Genomic DNA, 25,681 nt, shown 5'->3' with positions numbered 1-25,681 from the left:
GCTGGTCACTCTTCCGACGAAGGAGGACTCCTGAACTCAATCGAGTGGCTGGCGATGGCCCGGCATGGAGAGAGCATCGGCAACGTCGCCTGGCGCGCGGCCGAGACGGACCAGCGTGAAGAGATCGACATCGGCCTGCGCGACCCCGACGTCCCGCTGTCGGAGACCGGCCGGCGGCAGGCCGAGGCGCTGGGCCGGTGGCTGGCCTCGACGCCGCCGGACGAGCGGCCCACGGTGGTCTACTCCTCGCCGTACGTCCGTGCCGCGGAGACCGCGCGCATCGCGCTGGCGCAGGTCGGCGACGTGCCGATCCGCTATGACGAGCGGCTGCGCGACCGGGAGAACGGAGTGCTGTACGCGCTGACGTGGCGGGGCATCGCCGCGCGGTTCCCCGACGAGGTGGCGCGCAAGCGGCTCACCGGCAAGTTCTACTACCGGCCGCCCGGCGGCGAGTCCTGGGCGGACGTCGCCCTCCGGCTCCGCAGCGTGCTGTCCGAAATCCAGCGCGACCATCCCGACGGCCGGGTGCTGGTCGTCGCCCACGACGCGGTCGTGGTCCTCACGCGCTACATCGTGGAGCGGCTCACCGAGAAGGAGGTGCTCGAGATCGAGCGCACCCTCGTGCCGAACGCCTCCCTCACGCTGTGGGCCCGCAAGGACGGCGAACTGCGGCTGGTCACCTCCAACAGCACCGAGCACCTCGACGCGGCGGACCTGCCCGCCTGAGAGACCGCCCGGAGCCGCTGCCCGCGACTCCCGGGCGGCCTTCGCGACCTCAGTCCTTGTCGTCGTGGACGAACAGGTTGAGCAGCCAGCTCACGACGCCGACGACGATCGCGCCCCAGAACGCCGGCCAGAATCCGCTCACGTGGAAGGGCAGGCTCATCTTGCCGGCCGCCCAGCTGGCCAGCCACAGCAGCAGCCCGTTCACCACGAGCGCGAAGAGCCCCAGCGTGAGGATGTAGAAGACGCAGCCGAGCGTCTTGACGATCGGCTTCAGGAAGGCGTTGATCACACCGAAGACGATGGCCACGGCGATCAGAGTGCCGACCTTCTTCGGTGTGGAGGCCGTCGTCAGGTCGATGCCGCTCACGATGAGCGTCGCCACCCAGAGTGCGATTGCGGTCGTAACCACTCGAATCAGGATCTTCACATACCGATCGTTGCACGAAACACTCAGCAGTTGGCTCCTCCCTCTCGTGAACGAGGGGGTTCCTACGGCTCGCGCTGTAGGGCTTCCTGTTTCAGTGCCGACAGCCCCGACCGGGAGGGATCCCGCTGAGGTCTTACACCGGCTCCACAGGCCGACACCGCCGGCCCGGCGGCCAGAAGGTTCTTCGCCGCGTTCACGTCCCGGTCGTGAGTCGCGCCGCAGCCGCACGTCCAGATGCGGACGTCCAAGGGCAGCGTGCCGGTCACGTCGCCGCGGACCGAGCACAGTTTGGAGGAGGGGAACCAGCGGTCGACCACGATCACCTCGCGGCCGTACCAGGTCGCCTTGTACTCCAGCATGCTCCGGAACTCGCTCCACGCGGCATCGGCGATGGCGCGGGCCAGATGGCCGTTCTTCAGCAGGTTCCGGACGGTCAGGTCCTCGATCACGATCGTTTGGTTATCGCGGACGAGTCGAGTGGTGAGCTTGTGCAGACCGTCACGGCGCCGGTCGACGATCCGCGCGTGGATGCGGGCGAGCTTACGCCGGGCCTTGGCCCGGTTCGACCCATCCCCGTTGGCCTTACGCGACAACTCCCGCCCAGCGCGGGCCAGGCGCTTGCGGTCCCGGCGCTCATGCCGGGGGTTGGTGACCTTCTCCCCGGTGGACAGCGTCAGCAGATGCTCCAGCCCGGCATCGGCCCCGACCGCGTTACCGTTCGCCGGGAACGGCTGCACGTTGGGGTCGTCGCACAGCAGGGACACAATGTTCAACGGCTCTGCCATCTTGGCGAGGGTGAGTGTTCCCTCCCGGAACCGGAACCCGCTGGCGGTGTACTCCGCGGACTTGCGGGATTTCTTCTTCGCCTTGAACCGTGGGTACTTGGCCCGGTTGGTGAAGAAGTTCGTGAACGCGGTCTGCAGGTGCCGCAGCGCCTGCTGCAGCGGAACGCTGGACACCTCATTCAAGAACGCCAGTTCCTCGGTCTTCTTCCACGCCGTCAACATCGCCGAGGTGGCGTTGTAGCCGACACGTTCCCGCCGCGACCGCCAGGCGTCGGTGCGGGCCTCCAGCGCCAGGTTGTAGACCTTCCGCACGCACCCGAACGTGCGCGACAACTCCACTGCCCGCACATCGGTCGGATAGAAGCGGTACTTGAAAGCACGCGCCACACGACGGGTGGTCACAGACCGCAGACCATCGCGTCAAAGTGTGACCGTGCACCGGGTTTTCGGGAGGTGGCCGCCGCATCGCCCTGGCGGCGATTCGGCTACCCATGCCCTGCTCCACAGGGCTCCGATTCCTCCCGCCCTGAAGGGCGGGGTTTCCTCGGAGGATTCAGATGAACGCGGTCCGTGACGTCCTGGCCTCAGACGCCGATGCGCTCGCGGCGGTGCTGGGACGCGCCTTCGCCGACGATCCGGTCTGGACGTGGATGTTCCCCCGCCATCCGGAACGGATGGCCGCCATGTTCGCCATGCTGCTCCGCCACGCACGCCTGCCGAACGGCCTGAACGAGCTGGCCGAGGAGAACGGCCGGGTCCGGGCGGGCGCGCTGTGGGACCCGCCGGGCCGCGGCCGGATCTCCCTCGCGGCGCAGCTCCGGCAGCTTCCGGGCATGCTGCGCGTCCTGGGCACCCGGACGTACGCGGTGCTGCGCGGGCTCGGCGAGATCGAGCGGGCGCACCCGATCGAACCGCACTGGTACCTCTCGACACTCGGCACCGACCCGTCGGCCCAGGGCCGCGGGTTCGGCTCGGCGCTGTTGATGTCGCGGCTGTCCCGCTGCGACGACCAGCGGTTCCCCGCGTACCTGGAGTCCTCCAAGGAGGCGAACATCGCCTACTACGAGCGCTTCGGGTTCCGGCTCACCGGGGAGATCCGCGTGCCCGGAGGCGGGCCGCGCGTCTGGCCCATGTGGCGGAATCCGCAGTAGCGAGCCGCAACGAATGAGGCTTCGCTCAGGCCTCGGGTTCCCCCGCGAGCGGGAGCGTGAGGACGAATCGGGTGCCGAGGTCGTCGTCGGCCAGCTCCAGAGAGCCGCCGTACGCGTTGGCGATGTCACGGGAGATGGCCAGCCCGAGCCCGGTACCGCCCGCGTCCCGCTTCCGTGAGGCGGGCAGCCGGATGAACCGCTCGAAGATGCGTTCGCGGTCCTCGGGGGCGATCGCCTCACCGTCGTTGAAGACCTCCACGATCGCCACGTCGCCCTCGCGCCGTACGGTCACGATCACCTCGGAGTCGGCGTGCCGGGCGGCGTTGTCGAGCAGGTTGGTGAGCACCCGGCCGACGTCGACGTCGTTCACCCGGGCGATCACGCCCGGCTCGGCGGCGACCTTCGCCGAGACCCGGCGGGGCCGGCGGGCCACCTCGCGCTCGGCGAGCTCCCCCAGATCGACGCGCTCGGTACGGCCGGGCAGGCCCGCCTCCCTGCGGGCGAGGACGAGGAGTTCGGTGACGATGTTCTGCAGGCGTTCGGTGTTCTTCAGCGTCCGGCTCAGCGCCGACCGCAGGTCGGTGCCCTCCGGGTCGATCAGGGCCGCCTCCAGCTCGGCGCGCAGGCCGGCGATGGGGCTGCGCAGGTCGTGCGAGACGTCGGAGACCAGCCGCCGCTGCTGCTCGACGGCCGCCTCCAGCCGGTCCAGCGTGGCGTTGACGGCCTCGACCAGCGAGGAGAACTCATCGCGCCGGAGCGGCACCGACACCCGCCGGTGCAGGTCGGCCGCGTTGATCTCGTCGAGCTCGGCGCGGATCAGCTCGACGGGACGCAGCCTGCGCGCGGCGAGCCACCATCGCCAGACCCCGGCCACCCCGATGCTGAACGGGATGCCCAGGGCGAGGAAGACGGCAAGTCCTGGCCGGGGGAACAGGCCGAGCTCCGGCGCCAGGACGTAGACGGTGAGCGGGCCGTCCGGGCCGGTCACGCGCATCGCCATGGCGCGGAAGCAGCGGTTGCCCGGGCAGACGCGTTCGAAGAGGTGGCCGTCGCCGGTGGGCGCCTTCGCCCGCAGCGCGGACAGGCCGACCAGGGAACGGCTGGCCGCCACGACCTGCCGCCGGTCGTTCTGCACCTGGATCAGGCCGGGGTTGCCGCTGACGATCGGGTTCTCGAGGTGACCGGCCCGCGCCAGGGTGGCGACCTGACGGGCGGTGAACATCAGCTGGTTGTCGATCTGGGCGCCCGCCTGGATGCGGACGAACGCGAGGAGCCCCCCGTAGCCGAGCATGGCGAGGAAGCCCGTCACCACCATCGCGATGACGGTGACGCGCACTCTGATGAGTTGCTCGTTCGATGGCCGCACGTGTGTCCGCCGTGGACGGCGCCCCCCCGACGGCCGCGCACGGCAACGGTGATCTACCCTGCGGAACCTCCGATCATGCATTGCCGCAGGCCAGAGGCCACAAGTCGGCCTGACCGCGGGTAAGCGGACGAGCGGTCAGGCCGACCGGTTCAGGGCGTCACGACACGGGGACGACCGCGACCGCGAACACCCGCAACTCGCCGTTGGCCGTTACGGGCATGCGCACCGAGGCGACCGTCCTGGCCGGATCGATGTCGATCGTGTTGCCCCACACGACGTAGTGGAATCCCTGGTTGGCGGGGCCGGTGGGCACGTTCCGGTATCGGCTGTCGACGACCACCTTGGCGCCGAAGGCCGGGTTGTCCGGGATGGAGGCCTGCGCCCAGTTGGGGAAGCCGAGCGTGCCCGTGGCCGTGGTGCCGTCCGTGTAGGTCACGGTGACCGTGCCGGACGCGCTCGGGCTCGCCGTGGCCCCGAGGAACGCCAGTTTCGCGCCCTTTCGCCCCTCCTCGTTGACGTTGAACCACGATCCGTCGGCGGGGACCGCGTCGGGGCTGCCGGCGCGGCCGACGTCGAAGGTCGTGTCCAGCGCGGAGACCTTCCCGCCGACCGTGAACCCGGCGGCGGCCAGGGCCTGCGCGCTGTAGCTGTTGCCCTTGAGGTCCATGTCGCCTGCCGACGGGTTCGTGTCGTCGGAGAAGGCGACGGCGGAGAAGGCGTCGGCGATCGAGGCGAACGGCGTGTCGACGCCCGGGGTCTTCACCCACGGCCCGACCCTGACGTGCGCGGACGTGTACGCGGTGGGCGTGCCGACGAACGTCGGGTTGGTCGCGGTGTCCCCGGGGACCCACTGCATGCGGGCCGTGACCGTGGCCGTGCCGATCGGGGTGTGCCGGCCGGGCATGACGGTGTAGGTCGCCGTGGCCGTGGCACCGGCGTCGATGGCCGTCGGGGAGGCGACTCCGGCGTTGACGACCGCCCACCCGTCGGGCAGTTCCAGCTGGGGAGCCAGACTGCTGAGCCGCTCGGTCCCGGTGTTCGTGATGCTCACGGCGACCTTGAACGGGGCGCCCTGGGTGACCTTCGCCGGGATCTTCGAGATCGAGATCCGCTGCCCGTGGGTCAGGTCGACCGGGGTGATGGCCTTGGCGATGCGCCCGCTGACCTCGACCGTGTCACCCGAGGGTGCGGTGGGAATGTGGGCCTTGTCCGTCGAGGTGGTCCACGCCGCCTCCATCCCGTAGAAGTCGATGTCCGGAAGGTCGGCGCCGGTGCGGATCGCGTTCTTGACGGCGTCGAAGAACGTCGTCCAGCGCTGCGTGTAGAGCGTGCTGTAGAGGCCGTTCAGGTGGCGCGCGCTGTAGTCGTGCAGGTCGGCCGCGCGCTGTGCGGTGTCGCCCCAGGTGCTGACGATCGAGCGGATGTCGTACTCCAGCACGTCGGCCTCGGCCGGCGAGCCGGCCCATGACCGGGCCTCGGCGATGAGGGTCCCGAGCATGGAGTCGCGCCGGGTGCCGAGCAGCTCGTCGGCCAGCCGGAGGTGGTCGAGGAAGGTCTGCGCGGCGGCGCCGAAGTCGGCCAGTTTCCGATCAGCCGGGTAGGAGTCGCTCACCGGCTTGGCGGCGATGGCCTTGGCCTGCGTGAAGTCGTACCGGGACCGGTCGCTGAGCAGCTGGGCGCCGACGTCGACCAGGTCCTTGCGGTAGGCGTCGTCACTCCGCAGGCGCGGGTCCCGGTCCGAGGCCGAGACCAGGTGCCGCCACGCCGCGTCGAGGATTCCGGGGTCCCAGTAGAGCTTCTTGGGCCGGTACGTGATCGCGCCCGTCGAGCTCCAGCTCGGCCGTGCCTCGAACATCGCGTCGGGCCCGCCGTGGCCGGGGTAGAAGCGCTCTCCGGCGAGGCTGTACGCGGAGTGGGCCAGGCCCTCCCACGCGGCTCGTACGTCGGGAGTGTCGGACTGGTACCGCCGGACGCCGTAGTCGGACAGCCACGACCGCAGGTCGACCGGCTCGGTCCGCCAGGCCAGGTCCGCCAGCAGGTCCGCGTCGGCGTCGTTCGCCTGGGTGTCCTCCATGACGGACGCGATCCCGGTCATCCGGCGGCCCTGGTCGGAGGCCAGCGCGGCCGGCATCGAGGTCGCCATCGACAACAGCCGGCCGAAGACGTAACCGCGACCGCCCCAGTTGTTGATGGAGCCGAACGCCCACTGGACGCCCTCGTAGCCGGCGCTGTACTTCGCGTCACCGTCGGAGTTCAGGTCCAGTACGAGGACCTTGGAGGTGTCGAGGTCCGCGCTGAAGCCGGCCTTGGGGGTACCCGTCCACCCCTGGAGCATCCAGATGGCACCCGGGTGCGCCGACTCGAGCGCCTCTTGCACCAGCCGGTAGGCGGTCCGTACGGGGACATCGCCGTTCTTGCCGCCCTCGTGAAAGAGGTCCATGGCGTAGTGGGAGGTCGGCCCGAAAAGCTCGGTCTGCACGTCGTACCAGGTACGCGCCGCGGTGCCCCAGGCTTCGCTGGTGGGGTCCAGCCAGGCGGGACGCTCGAACCCCTCCCAGCCGCCCTGCTGGACCAGCCGCGCCTGCGGCACGTGCCGGTCGAAGTCCGCGGGCACGGTTCCCGCGAAGCCGGGGAAGACGGGCGTGATGCCGCGCTCGCGCATCAGAGCCACGACCTGGCGGCCCAGGGCCAGCCGCTTGTCCAGCAGGTCCTTGGCGATCGGGCCCTTGAAGCCGGACATGTTGCTCATCCACTGCCAGGGCTGGTGCGCGGGCTGGCTGATCCAGCTCCGTGCCTGCTCGTCGGTGTAGCCGAAGCGGAGCAGGAACCGGTACCACACGTAGTCCTGGCCGATCAGCTCCAGCGCCTGGTCGTACCCGGCGACGGCGACGTAGTCGAGCTCATCCGCCCACTGGTCGAGGTTCCAGTAGGGCATCGAGTAGCCCGCCGAGGTGAAGTTGTACATGTAGCGGTTGACGATCTGCGTGCTGCGGCTGATCGGCCGGCGGGGCACGGGGAGCCTGGCGGGCAGCCGCGACAGGTCGGGGCGAGCGTGCCGGGACACCTGCACCTTGAGCACGTACTTGAGATACCAGTCGGCACCGGCGAGGGCGGCGCTCGTGGTGTCGGCGGAGATCCGGACCTTGGCGTGGCTACCGGAGACGGTGAAGCCGTCACGGCCGGGCGATGCGCCGGCCTTCGCGAAGACGATCTGCGAGGCCTGCCGGCAGGGCAGCAGGCGCCGGATCACCCGGTCGGCCAGCCCCGGCGACATCGCGCCGACGGTCTCGTCTGGACGGATGGACGGCTTCGGGTCGGTGATGCACGGCCGGGCCTGGGGCCGTGCCGCGGCTGGGGCCTCCGTACCGCCCTGGACGAGCGCGACGGTCGCCAGGAGCGCGGCGGCGAGGGCGAGCGGGCGGAAGGGGCGGCGGAGGGGACGTGGCCAGTGGGGCATTGACTACTCCCGCGGGGGTCGGGATTCAGAAGCGGGGTATTATTAACGAATCGCTATTAAGTATTCTTTCGGCAACCGTGTCAAGGGTTCGGAGTGGGATAGTTGACCCTTATGGGACCGGACGAGCCCGCACGGGGGCCGGGCGTACTGCGTCATATCAACCGCAGGGTGGTCCTGGAGTCGCTGCGCGCCGCACCGGGGCTCGCGACGGTGGCGATGGTCATGGAACGGACCGGGTTGTCCCGCCCCGCCGTCACCCGCGCGTTGTCCGACCTGGGCGAGGTCGGCCTGGTGGAGTGGCTGGAAGCCCGTGGGACGGGAGTCGGCCGCCCCGCCCAGCACGTACGGTTCAACGCCGAGATCGGCCATGTCGCCGGGGTCGGCATCGACCCGCGCCACATCCAGGTCGTGCTCACCGATCTCGCGGGAACCCCGGTGGCCGCCACGGGCGTCGTCGCACCCTCTTCGGGGACGGAGATCGTCCAGGCCGCGGCCGACGCCATCGACCACTGCCTGAGCTCGGCGGGCGTGGACGGCACCCGCCTCTGGGCCGTCACGGCGGGGACTCCCGGGATCATCGACACCGACGGAGCGATCAGAGTGGCCCCCAGCATCCCGAACTGGGCCGGCCTGCCGGTGAACTCCGTCCTGCGGCGGCGGTTCCGGTGCCCGGTCTTCATCGACAACGACGTCACCCTGGCCGCCCTGGCGGAGCACTCTCTCGGCGCGGCGTCGGGCAACGACACCTTCGCCTACGTGCACTGGGGTGAACGCGTGGGCACCGGCGTCATGATCGACGGCAGGCCGTACCGCGGTTCTTCCTCAGCAGCGGGCGAGCTGGGTTTCCTGGACGTCGCCGGCGACCCGGACCGGCCATCCGGCGACGATGCGCGCGACCTGACCGCGCGGGACGGGCTGGGCGGCTTCGAGCGCCTGGTGGGGACCCGCGCCATCCGGGAGCTGGCGCTGGCCGAAGCGGCCCCCGGATCGGCCCTGCACGCGCGGGCGCGCGCCGCGGACCTCGGCCACATCTCCCGGGTCCTGTTCGAGCTGGCCGCGGAGGGCGACGCCGTGGCACAGGCACTGTGCGAGCGCGTCACGCGCCGCTTCGCCACGGGGCTCGCCGCGCTCTTGCTGCTGCTCGACCCGGAGGTCGTCGTCATCGGTGGCGATGTCGCGGCCTCCGGCCCACCCCTCATCGACCTGCTCAACCGGCACCTGGCCGCGCGCCTCCTGGTCGAGCCGCGCCTCGTCCTGTCGGAGCTGGGAGAGAACGCCGTGGCGCGCGGCGCCGCCGTTCACGCCCGGTCGGCGGTGAAGGACCGGATACACGAGATGACGACCGACTCCTCCTGAGAAAGGCTCCCGCCCGGCAGAGCGCGGAGCCCGCGTCGTTCGCCGGAACACCCAAGCCGCCGAGCACTCGCCGCCCGGCCGGACCTACGAGTGTCCGAAGTACGAGACGGAGCTGTCCGAAAGCGGCCGGAGCGCGGTCATCCCCGGCGACCGGACACTCGGAGATATATGCACCTATATCCGTTTTTCACGGTGCGACGATTCGCCGACGGGGAGTGACCGGCGGACACGCTCAGCGACGGAACCGTCGGCATATCTCCCACTTCCGCGCCATCTCGGTGGCACCACCCCAGCCGCTACGACGGAACGCATGACTTCGCCACGACAGTGCCGTGACCAGTACATTTGATGTCATTAGCGAAACCTTGTACGGGGTCTCGACTCTTGGTCGCCCCCTCGCACCAATGTGTGTCAAAGTTGACACGCGACAGAAGCCAGCGAAGCGGTGATACTCGACTATGGGAAACGGACGATCGCGATGACGGTCCGCCCACCGGGCGGCCCGCACCAGAACAACTGAAACCGGAAGGATGCCGTCCACGCCACACGTTGGCGGCAAATCGGCGTTCATAGGGAGGCGGGAGCGCCAATGAAGAAGTACCTTACCTGGGCACTCGGGGCCTTTGTTGTGTTCTACCTGCTGACTTCTCCGTCCGGCGCGGCGCGCGTGGTGCACAGCGCACTCGGCAGCCTCGCCGACGCGGGCAACTCTTTGTCGAGGTTCGTGAACGCACTGTGACAACCGGCGCGGCTCAGGCCGCGCCGCATCCACGTTGCACGGCGGCGGTTCTCCGCCGTCATCTCACCGTGGTCTTCCCGCCACGGAGCGACCGGTTTCTCGCATCTCCCTTCCCTGGAGGCGGTGCGCGACGCTCCAGAACGACGTTCTAGGGTGTACCGCAGCGACCGACCTGAGAGGTGAGGCATGGGACCGCTGAACGGTGTCCGCGTCGTCGAGATCGCGAGTCTCGCACCCGCGCCCTTCGCGTGCATGGTGCTGTCCGACCTGGGCGCCGACGTCATCCGGGTCGACCGTCCGGCCACGGTCGGCGGCGAGGCGCCGGTGGACCCGCTCGGCCGGGGCCGCCGTTCCATCGGCCTCAACCTCAAGGACCCCGCCGGGGTGGACGTCCTCCTGCGCATGGTCGAGAACGCCGACGTCATCGTCGAGGGCTTCCGCCCGGGAGTGACCGAACGCCTCGGCTTCGGCCCGGACGTGTGTCTCGCCCGCAATCCCGGCATCGTCTACGGCCGGATGACGGGCTGGGGCCAGGAGGGCCCCATGTCCGCAATGGCCGGACACGACATCAACTACATCGCCGTCGCGGGGGCGCTGGATCCCATCGGCCGCGCCGGTGAGCGCCCGCTGCCGCCCCTCAACCTCGTCGGCGACTTCGGCGGCGGCGGCATGCTGCTGGCGGTCGGCATCCTCGCCGCGCTGTACGAGCGGTCGCACTCCGGCCGCGGGCAGGTCGTCGACGCGGCGATGGTCGACGGGGCCGCCCTGCTGACGTCCTTCATCCACGGCATGCGGGGCCAGGGCCTGTGGGCGGGCGACCGCGGCACCAACCTGCTCGACAGCGGCGCCCCGTTCTACGACACCTACGAGACGGCCGACGGGCTGTACATGAGCGTCGGAGCGCTCGAGCCGCAGTTCTACGCCGCGCTGCTGCACGGCCTGGGCCTGGAGGGCGAGGACCTGCCGGGCCAGCACGAGCAGGACCGCTGGCCCGAACTGCGCGCGCGGTTCACCGAGGTGTTCAAGACCCGTACCCGCGCGGAGTGGACGAAGATCTTCGACGGCACCGACGCCTGCGTCGCGCCGGTGATGAGCCTGGGCGAGGCCCCGGAACACCCCCACGTGACGGCGCGCCAGGGGTTCGTGGAGGTCGGCGGCCTGACGCAGCCCGCCCCGGCGCCGCGCTTCAGCCGTACGTCCGCCGAGGAGCCGGCGCCTCCGGTACGCGCGGGCGAGCACACCGACGCGACGCTGACCGAGCTCGGCCTGTCGCCGCAGGAGATCGCCGACCTGCGTGAGCGAGGCGCCGTCGCCTGACCCGGGGCCACGGGCGCCCGGTCTCCAGCAAATGCGGGATCCGCGATCGGCCGGGGTGCGTCATCCTGGCCCGCATGAGGCCCATTCGCGTCCTCATCGTCGATGATCAGGCACTGTTCGCCGAGGCGCTCGCCGCCCGGCTCGGGGCCGAGCACGACCTTGAGGTGCTGCCCGTCGCCCATGACATCCGGCGTGCCACCGCGCTCATCGCGACGGAGGCGCCCCAGGTCGTCGTGCTCGACCTCGTGCTCGGGGAGGAGAGCGGCCTGGACGCGCTCGACCTGATCCGGCGGCGTTATCCGGACGTCCGGGTGGTCGTGCTCAGCGGCATCACCGACATCGATCCCATGGTGACCGCGCTGCGGCACGGGGCGGTGGGCTGGCTGCCCAAGACCGAGAGCGCCGACCTCGTCTCCCAGGTGATCCGGCGAGCGGCCGGGCGCGGGGGCTGGATCCCGCCGACGGTCCTCGGCGAGGTGCTCCGGCGCCTGTTCGCCGACGGCGCCCCGGACACCGACGACCTCGCCGAGCTGACGCCGCGCGAACGCCAGGTGCTCCGGTGCATGGTCGACGGGCTGAGCCGGCCGGAGATCGCCGACCGGCTCGGGCTGTCGGCCAACACCGTCCGCACCCACACGCAGAACCTCCTCGGCAAGCTCGACGCGCACTCCGCGCTCGAGGCGATCACGGTGGCGATGCGTGCGGGGATGCGCCCGTCGAATCCCGGCGATGATCCCCCGCTGTGAAGCGACGTCCACCATATGGCGTAGGTCCTCATCGTCCTGATGCGCGTTCAGGCGCAGGAACGGCGGCCGTACTCTCAGCGCAAACGAGAGGGGCGTTCGTGAGAATCGGACGGGGCTGAGCTTGCGCAGGCGACGGTGCCACGGCGGCGACGGCGTCCGTACCGTGATCGTCGGTGCGGGCGGTGCGGGCCGTACGGTGGCCAGGGCGCTGCTGGACAAGGAGGGCGGCCTGACTCCGGTCGGGTTCCTCGACGACGGGCCGGTGGGCGACGCGGTCGACGGCCTGCCGGTGCTCGGCGGCACCACGGACATCGCCGGCGCCACCTGGCCGGTCCGCGCGCACCTCGTCATCGTGGCGATCCCCTCGCTGCCGCCCGTACGCGTCGCGCGGCTCGTCGACGACGTCTGCACGGCCGGCCTCGACGTGCGCTACCTTCCGCCCGGCGCGGGCCCGCGCGACGAGCCGCTCAGCCTGCTCGGGCGACGTGAGCTGGTCGTGGCGAGCACGCGGGCGCGGCGGTTCGTCTCGGGGCGTCGCGTGCTGGTCACCGGCGCGTGCGGCACGGTCGGCGCGCGGCTCTGCCGGCGGCTGCGCACGCTCCACCCGGCCGCGCTCGTCCAGCTCGACCACGACGAGGACGGCCTGGCCAGGCTCGCCGCCGAGAGCGAGACCGGCCGCTCCGCCGTCGTGGACATCAGGGACAGGCCACGCGTCGACGCGCTGTTCGAGGACGTACGGCCCGAGCTGGTGCTGCACGCGGCCGGGTTCAACCACGACCCGCGCCCGCTCGAACGCCGGCCCTCCGCGGCGGTGCGCACCAACGTCCTCGGCACGCGCAACCTCGTCCGCGCCGCGCTCCGCCATGACGTCGAACGCTTCGTCCTCGTCTCCACCGACCAGGCCGCCGAGCCGGTGTCGGTCCTCGGCGCGACCCGCCGGCTGTCCGAGCTGGTGCTGCGCGCGGAGGCGGGCGGCTCGACCTGTTTCGCGGCCGTACGCGCCGGTGGGGTGCTGGGCTCGAGCGACTCCCCGCTGAGCGCGGTCGCCGGCCGGCTCGCCGCGGGGCAGCCGGTCACCGTGGCCCATCCCGACGCCACCCGGCACCTCATGTCCGCACGCGAGGCCGCCGAGCTGGTGCTGGAGGCGACGGTGATGGCCGATGACGCCGACACGTTCGCCCTCGACACCGGCCCGCCGTCGTCGGTGCTGGCGGTGGTGGGCGCCTTCGTCGACGGGCTGCGCGTGCCGGACGCGACGATCCGGTTCACCGGGCTGGGTCCCGGCGAACGGCTGCGCGCCCGTTCGTTCGCCGACTCGGAGGAGCGCATGCGGACCGCCCATCCGCTGATCTGCGCGACCCGCGCCACCGCGCCCGCACACGGGCGGAGCGAGCCCCTGACCGCGCTGCTCGACGCGGCCGCACGCGGCGCCGACGACGAGGTACGCGCACTGATGCGGCGCATCCTGCCGGAGTACCGGCCGCAGGAGGAACGCCCATGACCGAGCGAAGCGAGGGAATCAACAGACACGCCCCTGTGGTCACCCTCTCCGACGCAGGAGGGCCCATGACCGAGCGAAGCGAGGGAATCAACAGACACGCCCCTGTGGTCACTCTCCCCGACGCAGGAGGGCCTGGTGACCGGGCACAGCCATGGGCGGAGGGCGCAGCCCGCAGGGAGGTTCCGTGACCGAACCCCGCACCCGGCTCCGTGTCGCCCTGGTGCTCGACCGGCTCGAGGGCGGGCCGGCGCGGGCGGCGATCGCCGCGGCCCTGGCGCTGGATCCCGAGGCGTACACGCACACGGTGATCACCGGTGCGCCCGGCGGGCTCGACGCGTGGGCCGAGGGCTCGGGCGTGGAGGTCGTGCGGGCGGCGGGGCACGGCACGCTGGCCGAGACCATCGGCGCGGGCGGGTACGACGTCGTTCACACGCACGGGGGGACGGCCGGGCGGCTCGCGGCCGCACGCGCCGGCGTCCCGCGCGTCGTGCACACCTGGTACTCCCCGCCCGCGCCGACGATCGCGGAGCGGCGTGCGGCACGGCACACCGGCATGTTCCTGGCGGTGGGGACGCGAACGGCCTCCCGCGCGCTCCGACTGGGCCTGGCCTCGCCGGAGCGGCTGCGCGCGATCTGGCCGGTCGTCGCCCTGCCGGACCGCGCGGGCACGCGTACGCGGGCGCGGCAGCTGCTGGGGCTGCCACTCGGCGCGCAGGTGGTCGGGGGCATCGGCCCGGCGCGCGGAGCGTGGCGCCCGGATGTGTTCGCCCGCGCGATCGCCCGGCTGCCGGACCACGTCTACGGGGTGTGGGCCGACGGCGACGGCGGGCCGGTCGCGCGCCTGCCGGGGCGGGTCGGCCGAAGGTTCACCGAGCGGCTCGGCGGCGAGCGCCTCATGTGGCTGGGGCGCCGGGACGACATCGCCGACCTGCTGCCCGGCTTCGACGTGCTCGCGATGACCGGCCGGCACGAGGGCGTGCCGCAGGTCGCGGTGGAGGCCGCCGCGGCCGGGGTGCCTCTCGTGGGCACGGCGGCGCCGGGCGGCCCGGACATCATCCGGGCGGGCGAGACGGGCCTGCTCACCGCGCCCGGCAACCCGGCGCAGCTCGCGGGCGCGGTCGGCTACTTGCTGGACAACCCGGCGGAGGCACGGCGCATGAGCCGCGCGGCCCTGGAACGGGTGGCCGACCGGTGCGATCCGCGGTCACTTTCGGTGACGTTGGACCTGGTTTATCGAGGATCGTCCCCTGCCGTTTGACGGCAACGAGACGCATTGCATTGAAGCGTAGTTTACCCTCAGTGACGACATGACCACCTCCGGCCAGCAACCCTGTCTTTACCGCCGGCTGCCTGGACACCGGCGTCTTACCGAGTGACGGTCGACAAAGGTTGGTTCATGTTTTCCGAAGACGGGGGTCTGCCATGATCGATGGACAATCGCGTTCCTCACCGTCCGCGACCACCCCGCGGCTGGGCTGCCACACCCTCGCGACGGCCGGTGACGCTCTGGTCCTGCCGGCCCCGCCGGCCGACGACCCGGTTCTCCGGCGGCGCCGGATCCGTCATGACATCCGCCATGAGCTGGGCACCATCATCATGCTGGCCTCCGCCGTCTCCGTCGCCGACGACGTCGGGCCGCGGAGCCGCGACCGCGTGGAGGCGCTGCTCGGCGAGACCCGCTGGCTCGACCACCTGCTCCGCCGCCTCGACGAGGACGACGACGGCCCCGCCGCCGACCCGCCGCGTCCGGAGCGCATCCGCGTGGACGAGCTCGTCGGCGAGATCGTCTCGGGCATGCGGCTGGCGTCGATCCGGCAGGTGGGATACGACGCGAGCCCGGCGTGGGCGCACATCGACCCGCTCGCGCTGTGGCGCGCCGTGCGCAACATCCTCGACAACGCGTGCCGCATCGCGGCCGAGCGCGTCGACGTGAGCGTGGCGAGCGAGGACGGCCTGACCGTGGTCCAGGTCGACGACGACGGACCGGGCTTCGGTGGCGGCGCCGGGGGGCTCGCCTCGCTGGGGCTGGGCATCGTGCACGACCTGGTCTCCGGCTACGGCGGCGGGCTCGAGGTCCGCCGCTGCAAGCTCGGGGGCGCGCGCGTACGCATCCTGCTGCCGTCGGCGACCGTCCCATGAGGGTCGTGGTCTGCGACGACCACGCGGTGTTCGCCGACTCGCTCGCGCTCGTGTTAGGCGAGGCCGGGCACGACGTGGTCGGCGTGGTCTACTCCCCGGAGGAGGCGCTGCGCCTGCTCTCGTCGGCGGTGGCCGACGTGTGCCTGATCGATCTGCAGTTCCCGGGCGGCTCGGCGCTCGACCGCCTGCCCGAGCTCGTGCGCACCGCGCCCGCGACGCGGTTCGTCGTGCTGTCGGGATCGATGGACGCCGAGCTGCTCGACGCCGCGCTCGCGGGAGGCGTGTGCGGCTTCGCGCACAAGGGCCAGCAGGCCGACGAGATCGTCGCGATGCTCGACCGCGTCCACTCCGGCGAGGTGGTGGTCGACTCCGCCGCCGGCACCCGCATGCCGCTACGCCCGCGCAGCGAGGCGCAGCGGCTCGCGCACTACCTGACCCCTCGCGAGCGCGAGGTGCTGACCCGGCTCGTGCGCGGAGAGAGCACCGCGTCCCTGGCGCGCACCATGAAGATCACCCGGAGTACCGCGCGCAGCCACGTGCAGAGCGTGCTGACCAAACTGGGCGTGCATTCCCAGCGTGAGGCCGTGATCGCCGCCGCCCGCTATGGCCTCGTCAGCGTGAACACCGGGGAATGGCTGCTGGGCTGATTTTCGGCATATTAGCCGCTCATGCACATTCGTGCGCGGTGCGAGGGATGTACGATCAGTAAAGCTCATCGGCGGCAGCTGGTCTAATCCCTGACCTGCACCCTGCCTCCACGAGCGAGCACGCGGACGGACGGGAGAAGCGGTCGATCGCGCACCAGACCCTCCTCTCTCCCAAGGTGGGGCGAAGGAGGACTCCTGAGCGAACGCAATGAGCGAATCGACAACACAGCGTCCCTGATCGCTCCTCCGACGAAGGAGGATTCATGAGTGAACGCAGTGAGCGAATCGACAACACAGCGTCCCTGATCACTCCTCCGACGAAGGAGGATTCATGAGCGAACGCAGTGAGCGAATCGACAACACAGCGTCCCTGATCACTCCTCCGACGAAGGAGGATTCATGAGCGAACGCAGTGAGCGAATCGACAACACAGCGTCCCTGATCACTCCTCCGACGAAGGAGGATTCATGAGCGAACGCAGTGAGCGAATCGACAACACAGCGTCCCTGATCACTCCTCCGACGAAGGAGGATTCATGAGCGAACGCAGTGAGCGAATCGACAACACAGCGTCCCTGATCACTCCTCCGACGAAGGAGGATTCATGAGTCGTTATGAGCGATGGAATGGGTTGCTGTCCCTGCTCGCGAGCCGCGGGCGGCTCAGCGTCGAGGAGGCGGCCGACGAGCTGAGCGTCTCCGCCGCGACCATCCGCCGCGACTTCGACCAGCTCGCCCAGCAGCAGATGCTGACCCGTACGCGCGGCGGCGCCGTGGCCCACACCGTCACCTACGACCTTCCGCTGCGCTACAAGAGCGCCCGCCTCGCGTCGGAGAAGCAGCGCATCGCGGCGGTCGCCGCCGACCTCGTCGAGCCCGGCGCGGTCGTCGGCGTCAACGGCGGCACGACCACCACCGAGGTGGCCCGCGCCCTGGCCACCCGCGCCGACCTGCCCTCCGACGGCGCCTCCCCCGCGGTGACCGTCGTGACGAACGCCCTCAACATCGCCGGCGAGCTCGTCGTACGCCCGCACATCAAGATCGTGCTGACCGGCGGCGTGGCGCTGCCGCAGTCGTACGAACTGGTCGGCCCGCTCGCGAACGGGGTGTTCGACCAGGTGACGCTGGACATGGCGTTCCTGGGCGTCAGCGGCCTGGACGTCGAGCGCGGGGCGACCTGCGCCAACGAGGACGAGGCGAGCATCAACCGGCAGATGGCGGTCCGCGCCGAGCGCGTGGTCGTCGTCGCGGACGGTTCCAAGCTGGGCGAGCGGGCGTTCGCCAAGATCTGCGGCATCGGCGAGGTCGACATGCTCGTCACCGACGAGCACGCGGACACCCGCCCGTACGAGGAGGCCGGCATCAAGGTCGTCCGCGCCTAGGCTCCGCCCTCGATCCGTCTCTGCGAGACGCCCTCGTGAGCGGTCAGTCCTGAAGAGAGGCGGTGCGCCCGAGGGCGGCCAGGACCGAGGCGAGCAGGCCGGGGAACCGCGTCTCCAGGTCGCCGGTGCGGAGCCGGACCACCCGTGACCGGCCCTCGACCGTGGTGAGCGTGACGCCGGCCTCGCGCAGGACGCGGTAGTGGTGGGACAGGGTCGACTTGTGCACGTCGATGCCGTCGCCGATGCCTCCGCAGTTCTCCCCGTCGGTGTCGGCGAGCCGGGCCACGATCTCCAGCCGCACCGGGTCGGAGAGCGCGTGCATGACCGCGGCGAGCTCGATGTCCTCGGTCTGGGGATGGAACGGCTCTCGCATCATCGCACCCGCGTCTTCATGCCGGACAGCATAGTTCGATTGTTGGACGTTTCTCAAACCGTCATGTTAGTTTGACGATCGCCCAACCATCCAACGAAAGGCCCTCCATGTCCGAACGACCCACCCCGGTCAGCGTCATCGGCCTCGGCCCGATGGGCCGGGCGGTGGCCGGAGCGTTCCTCGACGCCGGCCATCCGACGACCGTCTGGAACCGCACCGCCGCCCGGGCGGAGCCCCTGGTGGCCCGTGGCGCGACCGAAGCCGCCACGGCCGCCGGGGCGGTCGCCGCCGGTCCCCTGGTGGTGACCTGCCTGCTGGACGACGACGCCGTGCACGCGGTCCTCGACCCGGTGGCGTTCGGCGGCGGACGGACGCTGGTGAACCTGACGTCCGCCTCCCCCGAGCAGGCGCGGCGCCGAGCGGCCTGGGCGCGCGAGCGCGGCATCGCGTACCTCGACGGCACGATCATGACGCCGACACCGACCATCGGACGGCCCTCGGCCCTCGTGCTCTACAGCGGGCCGGAGGAGACGTACCGGACGCAGGCCCCCGTACTGGCGAGTCTCGGCGGCACCGCGACCTACCTCGGCGAGGATCCCGGCCGAGCGGCGGCGTACGACATGGCCCTGCTCGACATCTTCTGGCACTCCGTCGGCGGACTCGTCCACGGCCTCGCGCTCGCCCGCGCCGAAGGCATCTCCGGCGGCGCGCTGGCGCCGTACGCCGAGTCGATCTTCGGGCTGCTGCCGGAGATGACGACCCGGTTCGCCCGGCAGCTCGACGAGGGCGTCCACCCGGGCGAGCGGTCCACGATCGCGTCCGCCGCCGCCGGGATCGACCACATCATCGCCACCGCCGAGGTCCACGGCATCGACACCGGCACGCTCACCGCGTCACGGGCGCTGCTCCGGCGCGCGGTGGAGGTGGGCCACGGCGCGGACGGACTGTCCCGCCTCGCCGCGACGCTCGCCCGGCCCGCGACCTGAGAGACGTCGCGAGCACGGCATGGGGCGTTCCAGGCGGTGCCCGCGCCGGGGACGAGGCTCAGCCCGGCAGGAGGGCGTCACGGAGGCGTTCGAGCATCCGCGCGAAGACCTCGACCTCCTCGGGCGAGGACGTCTCCAGCGCCTCGGCGAGGATCGCCTCCAACCCGGCGCGCGACGCGGCGACCGCGCGCCGGCCCTCGTCCGTCAGCGACAGCCGGGTCGCGCGCCGGTCGTCGGCGTCCGCGGCCCGCGCGACCAGGCCCGCCTTCTCCAGGCGGCCGGCGTAGCGCGTCGTCACCGTACGGTCGAGGCCGACGAGGTCGGCGAGGCGACTCGCCGTCGTCGGGCCGGTGCGTGCCAGGCCCGACAGGACCGGATAGGTCGTGCTGTCGACGCCGTTGACCCCGGCGGTGAGCCGGTCGTACAGATGGGTGCGGTTGCCGCGCAGCAGCAGCGCCCCGAAGGCCACGGCGATGCGTTCGGTGGGCGTGGTCACCATCCGATCATACGTGCAAAGCGCACGCACTTGCGGTAGCCTGAGATGCGTGCAAAACACACGCTACGGAGGGCTCATGACCGGTGAATCCGTCGTACGCCCCGAGGACGTCCTGCCGGACGAGGTGGACCGCGCGTCGATGAACGGCGTCGACGTCCGCAAGGGCACGGTCGCGGCGTTCGTGGCCAACGCCAGGAACCTCCAGCGGCTGGCCCCTGGCACCGCCGAATACGAGGCGGTGGCCGCCCAGCTGCGCTCCCTGCTTCCGGCGCTGACCGCCGTCGGCGTGCTGGAGGTCTTCGAGCCGCGCTCGCCCGCGCTACGGGAGATCGTCGCCGGCGGCTGAGCCGCGCGGCTTCCAGCGGATCGGCAGGCGCTTGATGCCGTTCTGGAAGTTCGAGCGCAGCCGCATCGGCTCGCCGGCCGGCTCGATGTCGTCCAGGCGGTCGAGGACGGCGGCGAACATCGCGCGCAGCTGCAGCCGCGCCAGGTGCGCGCCGAGGCAGAAGTGCGGGCCGTGCCCGAAGGTCAGGTGGTCGCCCCCGGCCCGCCCGACGTCGAAGCGCGACGGCCGGTCGAAGACCTCCTCGTCGCGGTTGGCCGAGGAGAACCAGACGACCACCTTCTCGCCCTCGCGCACCGGGACGTTGCCGACGACCGTGTCGGCCGTCGCCGTGCGCCGGAAGTTCATCACCGGCGTCCACCAGCGGAGCATCTCCTCCACGGCGGTGTCGAGCAGGGAACGGTCGGCGCGCAGCCGGGCCAGCTCGGCCGGGTTCTTCAGCAGCGCGTACATCCCGCCGGGCAGGCCGTTGCGCACCGTCTCGTTGCCCGCCACCGCGAACAGCCAGAAGAGGTTCTCGAACTCCTCGACCGCGACCGTGCCGTCCTGGTCGTCGACGTGGTGCATCAGCGCGGTCATCACGTCGTCGCCGGGATGGCGCCGCTTGTACTCGCCCAGCTCGTGGGCGTAGGCGTACAGGTCGGGCATGCCGGCGCGCGCACGCGGGTTCACCGGGCCGGAGGGCCGCAGCGCGATCGCCCGGCGGGCCATGTCGGTCGCCTGGGTGGCGTCGAACGCGGAGCTGACGGAGTACTCCGCGTCCTGGTAGCCGATCACGCGGTTGGACCAGTCGAACAGCAGCCACCGGTCGGACTCGGGGATGCCGAACACGTCGGCCAGCGTGAGCAGCGGCAGGTCGGCGGCGATCTCCTTGGCGAAGTCGGCCTCGCCCTTCTCGGCCACCGCGTCGACCAGGGCGCGGGCCCGTCGCTCGATGCCCTCGGCCAGCCGCGCCACCGCGCGCGGGGTGAACGCCTTGGTCAGCAGCCGCCGCAGCCGGGAGTGCTCCGGCGGGTCCATGTTGAGCATCATGCGGCGCACGTAGTCGAGGTCCTCGGCGTCGCGGATCTGCGTGGCGCCCAGATGTGAGGAGAACAGCCGTGGGTTGCGCAGCACGTGGCGTACGTCCGCGTGCCGCAGCACCGCCCAGAACCCCGGACCGGCCGGCCAGTCGTCGACGGGCCGCTCCTCGACCCAGACGACGGGGGTCGATCGCCGCAGCCGGGTGAGCGCGTCGTACGGCACGGAGCGTACGTAGGTGTCCGGGCTGTAGATCAGCTCCGTGTCGGAGATCGGACGGCTGACTCGCCGTTGAGTCATCTTTTCCTCCCGCGTCTAAGGACCGTAACTCGTACCCGGCGCTCGGACCAAGACCGCTTCCGGACGCGTGGGAGGGGAACGGAATGCTCAGCCGTCGGCGGGAGTTGCCGCTTCTATGAGCCTCACTTTGCCTGGAGCACCCCTGTCGGGCCGGCCGGCGGGCGTGTTCAACGGAAATGTGAACGCCCCACGACACCTGCTGTACTTCGAGCCGGTGCACAAGCGGATCCGGGCCGAGTTCGGCGGGGAGACGATCGTCGACACCACCGGCGCCGGCCTGCTGTTCGAGACCGGGATCCTGCCCGTCTACTACGTCCCCGAGAGCGACGTACGGACCGACCTGCTGACGCGCACCGACCGCACGTCGCACTGCCCGGTGAAGGGCGACGCCGCCTACTGGACGGTGACGGCCGGTGGGCGTACGGCCGAGAACGCCGTCTGGGGCTACCCGGACCCGATCGCGCCCTGGCTCAAGGGTTACGTCGCGTTCTACTGGGACTCCATGGACGCCTGGTACGAAGAGGACGAACAGGTCTTCGGGCATCCGCACGACCCGTACAGCCGCATCGACATCCTCAAGAGCTCCCGCCGCGTGAAGGTGAGCCGGAACGGCGAGGTGCTGGCGGAGTCGTCCCGCCCGGTCATGCTGTTCGAGACGGGGCTGCCGGTCCGCTACTACCTTCCGCGCGAGGACGTACGCCTCGACCTGCTGGAGCCGTCGAAGACCACCAGCTACTGCGCCTACAAGGGCGAGGCGACCTACTGGAGCCACGGCGGCGAGGACATCGCCTGGACGTACGAGCGGCCGCTCCGCGAGGCGGAGCCGGTGCGCGACCTGGTCTGCTTCTGGAACGAGAAGACCGACGTCGAGGTCGACGGCGAGCCGCAGGAGCGCCCGGAGTCGCCCTGGTCGTGAGCCGGCGGGACGGCCGCGGCGGCTCGTGGCTTTGAGCCGCCCGCGACCTCCCGGCCGCCTTAGAGCGCGGGCTCTCAGACGCCTTCGTGCACCAGGTGGCGGCTCATCCACTGCAGGGCGCTGGGCAGGACGCGGCGCCAGGTGCGGGGGTTGTGGCCGCCGCCCGGCACCAGGATCTTGTCCGTCGTCATCGGCGCCCGCGCCGCCTGCAGGAACTTGCGCGCCTCGCCGTAGTCGCGCTCACCGTCCGGGCTGGTGGTGACCAGCACCGAGATCGGCGGGGGCGGCAGGTGCTGGAGCCGCCAGATCAGGCTGTTGTCGTTCTTGACCTGCTTGTTCCCGGCGTACAGGTCGCCGGTCTGCCAGTCCTGGCGCGGGTAGAAGTAGCCCGCCATCGACACCGCCGCGGTGAACCGGTCCGAGGCCTTCATCGCGAGCTTGACCGCGCAGTAGCCGCCGGTCGAGTCGCCCATCACGCCCCAGGCGTGCGGGTTGGCCGCCACCCGGTACGTCGACATCAGTGCCTCGGCGACGTCCTGGGTGTAGAAGGAGAGGACCTGCGGGCCGCCCGGCACGTCGGTGCACTCGGTGTCCTTGGGCATGACCGAGGTCGGTGTCGGCCGCATCATCACGATGATCATCGGCTGGACCAGTCCGGTGTTCATCTCCTGGGCCGCGGTGGCGGGCACCTTCAGGCGGGTCACCAGCTGCTGCGGAAGGCCCGGATAGCCGGTGAAGTCGTACATCACCGGGAAGTGGCGCTTCTCAAACTGCTTCTGGAAGTACTGCGGCGGGAGGAAGACGTACGCGTCGGTGGTCAGGCCGGTGCGCGGGCCCTGGATCTGCACCTGCTCGATCTGGCCGTCGTGCGCCGGATCGGACTTCTTCTTGTCGAAGGAGGTGGCCTGGCGGGCGAGCGGCTGAGCCGTGCCCATCGGCTTCATGGCAACGATGCTGTTGTTGGCCTGGACGCGCACGGGCTGGTGGTTCGTGCCCAGCAGATCCGACCAGGACGCGTAGAACAGGAAGTAGTTGTTCACCGCGACCAGCAGCACCATCAACAGCGTGAACTGAGCGCCCGCGAACAGTCCGAGCCGGGCGGCCAGCATGCGCGGTCCCGGCCCGGCGAACTTCGGCCACCACCAGATCGTGGCCGCGCCCAGACCGACGGCCACCAAGATCAGAAAGGCGAGGAGGACCCCGCTCGTCAGTCCCACCGATGTCCTCTCAGGATCCGGCCCGTTCCCGGCGGGAACGCGCCAGGGCTCAGGAAGGGGAAGGGACGCGCGCGCGTCCCGGCCGGATTACGGTATCCGTCAAACCGACCACTCCCGTCCCACTCACATGCCCGAGTCGCCGCGAAGACCGGCACTCCTGTCGAATATGGCGACACTCGTCCGGCCCACAGTGTTGTGGATGGACGGCAAACGACTGGTAAATGCCAGGTCAGTGAGTGGCTACTCCCGGCGGCGTAGTCGCGATGTCCACCGGTGCACGATGTTTGACGCGCTTCGACCTCCTAGGGTTCACATGTGACCGGCGAACGTGGGACGGCCCGATGGCGGCCCAGGGACCTCCCCGTCTTCGTCGTGCCGATCATCGCCGGCTTCCTCCAGCTCATGGGGTCGTCGGGCGCCGACGCCCACATGCGGTACCCCCACATGCTGCTCGACCCGCCGGCGTACGCGCTGCTGGCCACGGGGCCCCTCGCCCTCCTTTTCCGTCGCCGTTACCCCACGACCACACTCGCCGTGGTGATGGCGGCCACCGTGCTCTACCTTCTGCGCGGGTACACCTTCGGCCCGGTCTTCCTCAGCCCGGTCATCGCGATCGTCGCGGCGGTGACCGCCGGGCGCCGCGCGCTCACGTACGCGATCCCGAGCGGCGCGCTCGGCGTGCTCGCCGTGGTGAGCCTGTTCACGCCGTTCGGCCCGTTCCGGCTCGCGTACTGGACGTTGGGCCACACTCTCGCGGTCTTCACCTGGCTGGTGGTCCTGCTGACCGGCGCGGAGATCTTCCGGGTGCGCCGCGAGCGCGCCGACGAGGTCCGCCGCACCCGCGCCGAGGAAGAACGACGGCAGGCCAGCGAAGAACGCCTGCGCATCGCACGCGAGCTGCACGACGTGCTCGCGCACAACATCTCGATGATCAACGTGCAGGCCGGGGTGGCGCTGCACCTCATGGACGAACGCCCCGAGCAGGCCCGTACGGCGCTCAGCGCGATCAAGGACGCCAGCAAGGAGGCCCTCACCGAGGTGCGGTCGGTCCTCGGCGTGCTCCGCCAGGTGGACGAGAGCGCGCCCCGCTCGCCCACCGCCGGCCTGGCGCGTCTCGACGGGCTGATCTCACGGGCGCGGGTCGCCGGCATCACCGTGCACACCGAGACCGGCGGCGAGCCGCGCCCGCTGCCGGCCGGTGTCGACCTGGCCGCGTTCCGGATCATCCAGGAGTCGCTGACGAACGTGACGCGGCACGCCGGCCCCGGCGTGACGGCGACCGTACGGCTGCGGTACGACGACGACGGGCTGCTGATCGAGATCCTCGACGACGGACGCGGCGCCCCCGGCGACCTGCCCGGCGGCGGCAACGGCATCCCGGGCATGCGCGAACGCGTCGCCGCGCTGGGCGGGGAGATCTCCACCGGCCCCCGCACGGACGCCGGCGGCTTCCGCGTACGGGCCCGGCTACCGGTGCCCCGTCCCGCCGAGGCACCCGCGCAGGAGGAGCCGGGTGAGGAGCCACGGGCACGATGACAGCCGACGCCTACCGGAAAAGAGACCACGGGTGATCCGCGTACTGCTGGCCGACGACCAGGCACTCGTCCGCGCGGGGTTCCGCGCGCTGCTCGACGCCCAGTCGGACATCGAGGTGGTCGGCGAGGCCGGCGACGGCGAGCAGGCCGTACGCCTCGCCCGGCGCGAGCGCCCCGACATCGTCCTGATGGACATCCGCATGCCGGTGCTCGACGGGCTGGCCGCCGCCCGGCGGATCGCGGCCGACGGCCGGCTCTCCGACACCAAGATCATCATCTTGACGACGTTCGAGCTGGACGAGTACGTCTTCGAGGCCCTGCGGGACGGGGCCAGCGGGTTCCTCGTCAAGGACACCGAGCCGGCCGAGCTCGTCCGCGGCGTGCGCGAGGTCGCCGCCGGCGACGCGCTGCTGTCGCCGGGGGTGACCCGCCGGCTGATCGCGGAGTTCGCGGCCAAGGCGAAGAAGCCGCACTCCGCCTCCACCGCGCTGGCCGCCCTGACCGAACGCGAACGCGAGGTCATGGCCCTCGCCGCCGAGGGCCTGTCGAACGAGGAGATCGCGAGCCGCCTGGTCGTCAGCCCGGCCACCGCCAAGACCCACGTGAGCCGCGCCATGATCAAGCTCCACGCCCGCGACCGCGCCCAGCTCGTCGTCATCGCCTACGAGACCGGCCTGGTCAAGCCCGGCTGGCTGGACTAGACATTCGCCGAAAACGATCAGGCGGCCTTCGGGCGTGGGACACAATGGCGGCATTCC

The 25,681-nt window shown here is 71.1% G+C and carries 24 protein-coding genes; 16 read left to right on the top strand and 8 right to left on the bottom strand.

Features of this window, described 5'->3' with window-relative positions:
- Positions 1-54 precede the first annotated feature (54 nt).
- The gene (locus OG417_RS09010) at positions 55-726 is read left to right on the top strand and encodes a histidine phosphatase family protein (protein WP_329252494.1); all 672 of its coding nucleotides are present in this window, start codon (positions 55-57) and stop codon (positions 724-726) included.
- Between the two features lie 49 nt (positions 727-775).
- On the opposite strand, the gene OG417_RS09005 is transcribed toward OG417_RS09010, so the two are convergent.
- A complete protein-coding gene (locus OG417_RS09005) occupies positions 776-1,153 on the bottom strand; it encodes a phage holin family protein (RefSeq protein ID WP_329252492.1) in 378 nt (125 codons plus the stop codon).
- Positions 1,154-1,215: 62 nt separating this feature from the next.
- The gene (locus OG417_RS09000; protein ID WP_329252490.1) at positions 1,216-2,340 is read right to left on the bottom strand and encodes an RNA-guided endonuclease TnpB family protein; all 1,125 of its coding nucleotides are present in this window, start codon (positions 2,338-2,340) and stop codon (positions 1,216-1,218) included.
- 155 nt (positions 2,341-2,495) lie between these two features.
- On the opposite strand from OG417_RS09000, the gene OG417_RS08995 reads away from it, so the two are divergent.
- Positions 2,496-3,089, top strand: coding sequence for a GNAT family N-acetyltransferase (locus OG417_RS08995; protein WP_329252486.1), 594 nt, complete (start codon positions 2,496-2,498; stop codon positions 3,087-3,089).
- Between the two features lie 25 nt (positions 3,090-3,114).
- Here the strand turns inward: OG417_RS08995 and OG417_RS08990 are convergent, their stop codons facing one another.
- Complete coding sequence (locus tag OG417_RS08990; RefSeq protein WP_329252483.1) at positions 3,115-4,425, bottom strand: sensor histidine kinase; 1,311 nt, start codon at positions 4,423-4,425, stop codon at positions 3,115-3,117.
- A gap of 187 nt (positions 4,426-4,612) precedes the next feature.
- Positions 4,613-7,912, bottom strand: a complete 3,300-nt coding sequence (locus tag OG417_RS08985) for an alpha-N-acetylglucosaminidase (protein ID WP_329252480.1) — start codon at positions 7,910-7,912, stop codon at positions 4,613-4,615.
- 111 nt (positions 7,913-8,023) lie between these two features.
- Between OG417_RS08985 and OG417_RS08980 the strand changes: the two genes are divergently transcribed.
- From OG417_RS08980 to OG417_RS08940, 9 genes are all read left to right on the top strand, one after another.
- Complete coding sequence (locus tag OG417_RS08980) at positions 8,024-9,268, top strand: ROK family transcriptional regulator (protein ID WP_329252477.1); 1,245 nt, start codon at positions 8,024-8,026, stop codon at positions 9,266-9,268.
- Between the two features lie 589 nt (positions 9,269-9,857).
- Positions 9,858-10,007 carry a hypothetical protein gene (locus OG417_RS08975; protein WP_329252474.1) on the top strand — a complete coding sequence of 50 codons (150 nt, stop codon included), beginning with the start codon at positions 9,858-9,860 and terminating at the stop codon, positions 10,005-10,007.
- 186 nt (positions 10,008-10,193) lie between these two features.
- Positions 10,194-11,324, top strand: coding sequence for a CaiB/BaiF CoA transferase family protein (locus OG417_RS08970; protein WP_329252471.1), 1,131 nt, complete (start codon positions 10,194-10,196; stop codon positions 11,322-11,324).
- Positions 11,325-11,398: 74 nt separating this feature from the next.
- A complete protein-coding gene (locus OG417_RS08965) occupies positions 11,399-12,070 on the top strand; it encodes a response regulator transcription factor (RefSeq protein WP_329252469.1) in 672 nt (223 codons plus the stop codon).
- A gap of 121 nt (positions 12,071-12,191) precedes the next feature.
- Positions 12,192-13,571, top strand: a complete 1,380-nt coding sequence (locus tag OG417_RS08960) for a polysaccharide biosynthesis protein (RefSeq protein WP_329252465.1) — start codon at positions 12,192-12,194, stop codon at positions 13,569-13,571.
- 184 nt (positions 13,572-13,755) lie between these two features.
- Positions 13,756-14,829 carry a glycosyltransferase family 4 protein gene (locus tag OG417_RS08955; RefSeq protein ID WP_329252462.1) on the top strand — a complete coding sequence of 358 codons (1,074 nt, stop codon included), beginning with the start codon at positions 13,756-13,758 and terminating at the stop codon, positions 14,827-14,829.
- 164 nt (positions 14,830-14,993) lie between these two features.
- Positions 14,994-15,710: an ATP-binding protein gene (locus OG417_RS08950; protein WP_329252459.1), complete on the top strand. Its 717-nt coding sequence runs from the start codon at positions 14,994-14,996 to the stop codon at positions 15,708-15,710.
- Positions 15,711-15,715: 5 nt separating this feature from the next.
- Positions 15,716-16,357, top strand: a complete 642-nt coding sequence (locus OG417_RS08945) for a response regulator transcription factor (protein WP_329252457.1) — start codon at positions 15,716-15,718, stop codon at positions 16,355-16,357.
- 603 nt (positions 16,358-16,960) lie between these two features.
- Positions 16,961-17,737: a DeoR/GlpR family DNA-binding transcription regulator gene (locus tag OG417_RS08940; RefSeq protein ID WP_329252454.1), complete on the top strand. Its 777-nt coding sequence runs from the start codon at positions 16,961-16,963 to the stop codon at positions 17,735-17,737.
- Between the two features lie 43 nt (positions 17,738-17,780).
- Here the strand turns inward: OG417_RS08940 and OG417_RS08935 are convergent, their stop codons facing one another.
- Positions 17,781-18,110 carry an ArsR/SmtB family transcription factor gene (locus tag OG417_RS08935; RefSeq protein ID WP_329252451.1) on the bottom strand — a complete coding sequence of 110 codons (330 nt, stop codon included), beginning with the start codon at positions 18,108-18,110 and terminating at the stop codon, positions 17,781-17,783.
- Positions 18,111-18,217: 107 nt separating this feature from the next.
- Here OG417_RS08935 and OG417_RS08930 point away from each other — a divergent pair, with 107 nt between their 5' ends.
- Complete coding sequence (locus OG417_RS08930; protein ID WP_329252448.1) at positions 18,218-19,096, top strand: NAD(P)-dependent oxidoreductase; 879 nt, start codon at positions 18,218-18,220, stop codon at positions 19,094-19,096.
- Between the two features lie 58 nt (positions 19,097-19,154).
- On the opposite strand, the gene OG417_RS08925 is transcribed toward OG417_RS08930, so the two are convergent.
- Positions 19,155-19,592, bottom strand: a complete 438-nt coding sequence (locus tag OG417_RS08925) for a MarR family winged helix-turn-helix transcriptional regulator (protein WP_329252445.1) — start codon at positions 19,590-19,592, stop codon at positions 19,155-19,157.
- Positions 19,593-19,668: 76 nt separating this feature from the next.
- Between OG417_RS08925 and OG417_RS08920 the strand changes: the two genes are divergently transcribed.
- A complete protein-coding gene (locus tag OG417_RS08920) occupies positions 19,669-19,938 on the top strand; it encodes a hypothetical protein (RefSeq protein ID WP_329252442.1) in 270 nt (89 codons plus the stop codon).
- Here OG417_RS08920 and OG417_RS08915 read toward each other — a convergent pair.
- The gene (locus OG417_RS08915; protein WP_329252439.1) at positions 19,912-21,255 is read right to left on the bottom strand and encodes a cytochrome P450; all 1,344 of its coding nucleotides are present in this window, start codon (positions 21,253-21,255) and stop codon (positions 19,912-19,914) included. The genes OG417_RS08920 and OG417_RS08915 overlap by 27 nt on opposite strands.
- A gap of 178 nt (positions 21,256-21,433) precedes the next feature.
- Here OG417_RS08915 and OG417_RS08910 point away from each other — a divergent pair, with 178 nt between their 5' ends.
- Positions 21,434-22,171, top strand: a complete 738-nt coding sequence (locus tag OG417_RS08910; protein WP_329252436.1) for a DUF427 domain-containing protein — start codon at positions 21,434-21,436, stop codon at positions 22,169-22,171.
- A 74-nt stretch (positions 22,172-22,245) separates the two neighbouring features.
- On the opposite strand, the gene OG417_RS08905 is transcribed toward OG417_RS08910, so the two are convergent.
- Positions 22,246-23,388, bottom strand: coding sequence for an alpha/beta hydrolase (locus OG417_RS08905; protein WP_329252432.1), 1,143 nt, complete (start codon positions 23,386-23,388; stop codon positions 22,246-22,248).
- A gap of 315 nt (positions 23,389-23,703) precedes the next feature.
- Between OG417_RS08905 and OG417_RS08900 the strand changes: the two genes are divergently transcribed.
- Together OG417_RS08900 and OG417_RS08895 are read left to right on the top strand one after the other, a co-directional pair.
- Entirely contained in the window at positions 23,704-24,924 is a 1,221-nt protein-coding gene (locus OG417_RS08900; RefSeq protein ID WP_329252429.1) for a sensor histidine kinase, read from the top strand.
- A gap of 31 nt (positions 24,925-24,955) precedes the next feature.
- On the top strand, positions 24,956-25,624 hold the full coding sequence (locus OG417_RS08895; protein WP_329252426.1) for a response regulator transcription factor: 669 nt from the start codon (positions 24,956-24,958) through the stop codon (positions 25,622-25,624).
- Positions 25,625-25,681: the final 57 nt, after the last annotated feature.

The sequence above is a fragment of the Actinoallomurus sp. NBC_01490 genome, from assembly GCF_036227085.1.
GTDB classification, from domain to species: domain Bacteria; phylum Actinomycetota; class Actinomycetes; order Streptosporangiales; family Streptosporangiaceae; genus Actinoallomurus; species Actinoallomurus oryzae.
The sequence above is the reverse complement of the archived record's forward strand: the minus strand, read 5'-3'. Positions and strand labels throughout refer to the sequence as shown.

Bases quoted from the DNA above. Each gene is read 5' to 3' on its own strand.
- OG417_RS09010 (WP_329252494.1), top strand. From the start codon at position 55: ATGGCCCGGCATGGAGAGAGCATCGGCAACGTCGCCTGGCGCGCGGCC.
- OG417_RS08995 (WP_329252486.1), top strand. From the start codon at position 2,496: ATGAACGCGGTCCGTGACGTCCTGGCCTCAGACGCCGATGCGCTCGCG.
- OG417_RS08985 (WP_329252480.1), bottom strand. From the start codon at position 7,912: ATGCCCCACTGGCCACGTCCCCTCCGCCGCCCCTTCCGCCCGCTCGCC.
- OG417_RS08980 (WP_329252477.1), top strand. From the start codon at position 8,024: ATGGGACCGGACGAGCCCGCACGGGGGCCGGGCGTACTGCGTCATATC.
- OG417_RS08975 (WP_329252474.1), top strand. From the start codon at position 9,858: ATGAAGAAGTACCTTACCTGGGCACTCGGGGCCTTTGTTGTGTTCTAC.
- OG417_RS08970 (WP_329252471.1), top strand. From the start codon at position 10,194: ATGGGACCGCTGAACGGTGTCCGCGTCGTCGAGATCGCGAGTCTCGCA.
- OG417_RS08965 (WP_329252469.1), top strand. From the start codon at position 11,399: ATGAGGCCCATTCGCGTCCTCATCGTCGATGATCAGGCACTGTTCGCC.
- OG417_RS08950 (WP_329252459.1), top strand. From the start codon at position 14,994: ATGATCGATGGACAATCGCGTTCCTCACCGTCCGCGACCACCCCGCGG.
- OG417_RS08940 (WP_329252454.1), top strand. From the start codon at position 16,961: ATGAGTCGTTATGAGCGATGGAATGGGTTGCTGTCCCTGCTCGCGAGC.
- OG417_RS08935 (WP_329252451.1), bottom strand. From the start codon at position 18,110: ATGCGAGAGCCGTTCCATCCCCAGACCGAGGACATCGAGCTCGCCGCG.
- OG417_RS08930 (WP_329252448.1), top strand. From the start codon at position 18,218: ATGTCCGAACGACCCACCCCGGTCAGCGTCATCGGCCTCGGCCCGATG.
- OG417_RS08920 (WP_329252442.1), top strand. From the start codon at position 19,669: ATGACCGGTGAATCCGTCGTACGCCCCGAGGACGTCCTGCCGGACGAG.
- OG417_RS08915 (WP_329252439.1), bottom strand. From the start codon at position 21,255: ATGACTCAACGGCGAGTCAGCCGTCCGATCTCCGACACGGAGCTGATC.